Here is a 4,413-nt window from a genome sequence, read left to right on the forward strand (position 1 = left end):
GAGAAACAATCATGCGAATCATACTCATCATTTTAATGTTCGCTTCCTATGCATTTGCCCAAGCACCTTACATGTCGAGTTTGGGTAGTATAACTACTGATCCGGTAACGAGCTTCACCTTTAAAGATGCAAATACGGTGTTTGCAGCTTTCAATGGTGGCGTTGCAAAATCGGTTGATGCCGGCGAGAGCTGGACTCAGATCTTTGCGGTTGCTCCAAGTGATCCCACAGTCCACTCAGTGTTTTTCACTGCTCCCGATTCAATCCTAATTGCGAGAAATAACGGAACTTTGCAGTTAATCAACGAAGCTGGGGTGGTTCTACGCTTTTATGTGGCTGGCTCTGCACGCCCGACAGTTGGGATAACCCGCAGTCCGGCAACGAATACGATCATTTTTGCCAGACGTTCATTGCCAATTCTGATGACTTGGATATATCGGTCAACAAACAATGCCCGCTCTTTTACATCGGCGGTTGTGCCAGGTTTATTTGAGAGTATCGCTTTTGCACCGGATGGAAAATTGTATGCTCGTGATAGTTACCTGATATATCGTTCATTGGATGAAGGTGTTACCTGGAGTATTGTTGCAACCGCACCCAGTGCACTCATTGGCGACATCGTCTTTGAAGCCGATGGTAGATTCCTGTGTGCTATCGATCAAGGCTTGTTCACATCCTATTCAGGTGATCCGGGTACATTTTCACTGGTACAACCATTTCCTTCCGGTGTTCATTTAACTGCACTTGTCGCCGGTCCCGGTAATACATTGTTTGGTGCTCTTAATACCGGTGGCTGGAAGTATTCGATGGATCGCGGTATCAGTTGGTCGACAATGCCCGGCGATGGCAATCCGATTGGTTCCGAGCTTGCTTTGAGCCCTTCTGGACATCTATTCGGGGGAACATCCACAGGTGTGGTGTATCGCTCAAATACATCAGCGCAAATATCGTTGTATGGAGTAATCTGGGCACGAATGGCTGACTCGTTACGTACCGTATCCAGCGATAAATTGTGGGCGATGCTTCCAGATAATTCCGGTGGTATCTACATTGGTACGTGGGGAGGCAAAGTATTCTACACCAATAACCAAGGCACAAGTTGGCTGAACATCACAGCAAATCTTCGAGTTGGCTTTGTATGGTCATTAACTATTGATAATGATTACCTTTACGCGGCAACCGAATTCGGTGTGTTTCGTTCACCAATTACTTCCATTACCTGGACGCAAACTGCGCTGCCGTTTGATACCCGCTCGATAGTAAAAGCAGATGGTGTCCTTTTTGCCGCCACATTTGGCCATGGTGTTTTCCGGTCGAGCGATCATGGACTAAACTGGTCGACAATGAACAATGGATTAACCACTTTGATAACGACCGCGCTCGCTGTTGATTCCAACGATAATCTTTATGTTGGATCGTTTGGCGGTGGTATTCAAAAATCGACGAATGGCGGACTAAGCTGGACTATATCAAACCTTCAATACCGTTATGTGTGGTCGCTTGCTGTCGATGAACGCAATATCCTGTATGCGGGTACGTATGGTTCCTACGTCTTCCGTTCACTCGATTTAGGCGCGACTTATGAACATGCTTACAACGGAATGTGGGATCGGTATGTCATACAACTGACAGCATTTGGCTCGCAGGTTGTTGCCGGTACGTGGTGGAACGGCGTATTTACTACTTTTAATGGCGGCGAAAACTGGAGTAGGGTGACACTACAATCAATGAGTGAAGTAGATGCAGTTCGAGGAAATCATGATCTCGATCCCGGTTTAGCGCGAGATCTTCCAATACAATCAACTGATGTGAGCAGCTCACCGGCGACGGTGATTCCGTCAGAGTATAAGCTCGAACAGAATTTCCCGAATCCATTTAATCCTTCGACCAGTATTCGCTTTGCATTACCGCAAGCAGCGCATGTGAAACTAACGGTCTATGACCTGAACGGAAGATTGGTTACGACCTTGGTCAACGACAATCTAACTGCAGGGAATCACTTCGTGGAGTTTCATGCTGCCAATTTGCCAAGCGGTGTTTACTTCTATCGCATCCAAGCCGGGGCGTTCCAAGCAACTGAAAAAATGCTGCTTACCAAGTAAAGAGTTTCTATGACAATAAAACGCCGGACTGTCGAGTCCGGCGTTTTTACAATTAGGCGATTAACAACGGTGGTGGAGGTGCTTCCGTGATTTCTACCTTCTTTCGTGACATATCGAGAAGGGCAAGCGGACCGATCCTGCCAAGAAACATCAGCACCATCAAAACGAATTGACTACCGTGGGTCAAGGATGGTGTCAAATCCATCGATAACCCGACCGTCGATAGTGCGCTGATACATTCAAAAACGTACTTCCCATGCATCCCCGATTCAAACCAAAAAACACCTGCCACACCCAGGGTTAACACAGTGAAGTAAGCGATTAGCATACCAACCGCCCGCTTCAACATCTCTCCAACCCACACTTTTTTCGAGCCAAAAATCTTCATGGTAACCACTGCGAGGGTTGTTACTTTCATACCGCCTGCCGTCGAAGATGCTCCTGCACCAATCACCATCAGAATTGCTGTCCAAGTGAGGGGAAACCATGTCCAACTACCAAGCATAGAATCACTGAACCCGGCAGTACGGGGAGTGATCGACCGGAAAATCGCGCGGGTCAATTTCTCGCCCGCTTCCATCGAGGCTGGCAGCATATAAAATGCGAAAACCGCGCCGACAACAATTAAACTTATCGTAGTAATAACCGTCACTCTCGAATGAATGTGACGCTCGTGCGACCCGCGGGTGGAAAGAATATCGAGCCAAACCGGAAATCCTAATCCACCGACTACGACTAACAATGAGATGATCAACAACACCCGTGGCGCAGCCTCCGAAATTGATAGCAGGGAATCAGAGTACAATCCCAACCCGGCATTACAGTATGCACTAACCGAGTGGAAAATTGCATAACCCAACCTTGGTAATGGCGCTAAACTCGAATCAGGCCAAAGGTTGAATAGCATGAAAGTACCAGCGCCTATCGCAACCACAGTTACACCGAGGACCGTTTTCATCAGGGGGGCGACCCGGTGTTGCACATCAGCCATCACATCCATCCCGACATTTCGTTCATGGAAAACCATCCGCTCGCCGGAGAGTACCCGCATCAATCCGGCCATTGTCACTGGTCCCCACCCTCCTAATAGCATCAAAACTGTCAAGATTGCTTTGCCGAAGGAGGAGTAGGTGGTTCCCACGTCGATCGTAGTTAAGCCGGTAACGGCACAAGCACTAATCGAAGTAAAAAGACAGTCCATTAAGGGAACAGAAACGCCACTCGCCGATGCGCCGGGACTATTCAGGAGAAGTGCTCCAACCACCACCGTCGAAAAGAATACGATGGCAAATGTAGCGGCAAACCGATTTTGTAACCGGAACAACCATTTCGTAACAAAGCGGGTCTCGGTGAGCGCAAATCCAATCGGTACACCCAGTAAGAGGTATGCCGACCATTTGAGTAATTCACGGGATGTTTCCGGGTCGAGGTGGCCGTCATAAGCAGCAAGCAGACATGACAAAGCCCAGAATAAAATCAGACCGACGATAGCGATCTCGAGTTTTCGTTCTTTGATGAACTCGCGTCGATTCTTGCCGAGCAGGCCATAAACATTGTTCAGGATGGTTAAACTGACAGCAAAAATACTCGCGACCTGAAACAGCAATTCGCTGATACCAAGCGCAGGCCATCCGGCTCGCACTAAACCCAAGGTGAGTGCAATAGCAGATAGAAAGCGGATGGAGCGGAGATTCCCTTCGTTATGAATTGGCTTGGGCATCTTCTTTTCGAATTTCCCGTCTTACTAATGTCGCGCCGGCTTGGGAGTCGAGGAACCAATGCAATGGAATAACCGCTTCATCTCCTTCATCGGTACGCACATGGGCGAAGACCCATTTCGAATCGTCAAGGATCCAGAGTTTTCCCTGCCATCGAATGCGCACATCACTGTGGGTTGGATCAAGCGGCCAGAAAATCCCGACAAACAAACTCTTCAACAGTGGAATCGAAGCAACCGAAACCGCGAGAAACACCGCAATTGGAAATGCCCAGGCGATGGGGGCAGGGAGACCGATTCCTAATGGCAACGATAAAACGATTGCAACGACGATGCCTACTCGCTGAAATCGCGAGAATCGCCGTTCCAACTGATCAGGGGTCATCTCTTCGGCTAACCGGGTTTTCAGGAAACGTAGTAAAACAAAAATTCCGCCCCAGACCAGTGCCAAACCAAACAACCACTTTGCGATGTTGCTCGCTAGTGTAAACGCATTTCCAAACAGCGGCATCATGAATTCAAGAATAACACGGGTCGACGCAAAAAGGTAAAACCAGGCAAACAAAGATGCTAAAACGATAAACAGCAGTCCAA

Annotated in this window: 3 protein-coding genes; 1 reads left to right on the top strand and 2 read right to left on the bottom strand. The window is 48.2% G+C overall.

The window, feature by feature from the left end:
• The coding region (locus OEM52_14170) for a T9SS type A sorting domain-containing protein (protein ID MDK9701281.1) at positions 1–2,102 on the top strand (2,102 nt) is incomplete at its 5' end.
• Between the two features lie 52 nt (positions 2,103–2,154).
• On the opposite strand, the gene OEM52_14175 is transcribed toward OEM52_14170, so the two are convergent.
• On the bottom strand, positions 2,155–3,822 hold the full coding sequence (locus OEM52_14175) for a hypothetical protein (protein MDK9701282.1): 1,668 nt from the start codon (positions 3,820–3,822) through the stop codon (positions 2,155–2,157).
• Positions 3,803–4,413: hypothetical protein (locus OEM52_14180; protein ID MDK9701283.1), on the bottom strand; the 611-nt coding region annotated here is incomplete at its 5' end. The genes OEM52_14180 and OEM52_14175, both read right to left, overlap by 20 nt.

The sequence above is a fragment of the bacterium genome (assembly GCA_030247525.1).
In the GTDB taxonomy this organism is placed as follows: Bacteria; Electryoneota; JAOADG01; order JAOADG01; family JAOADG01; genus JAOTSC01.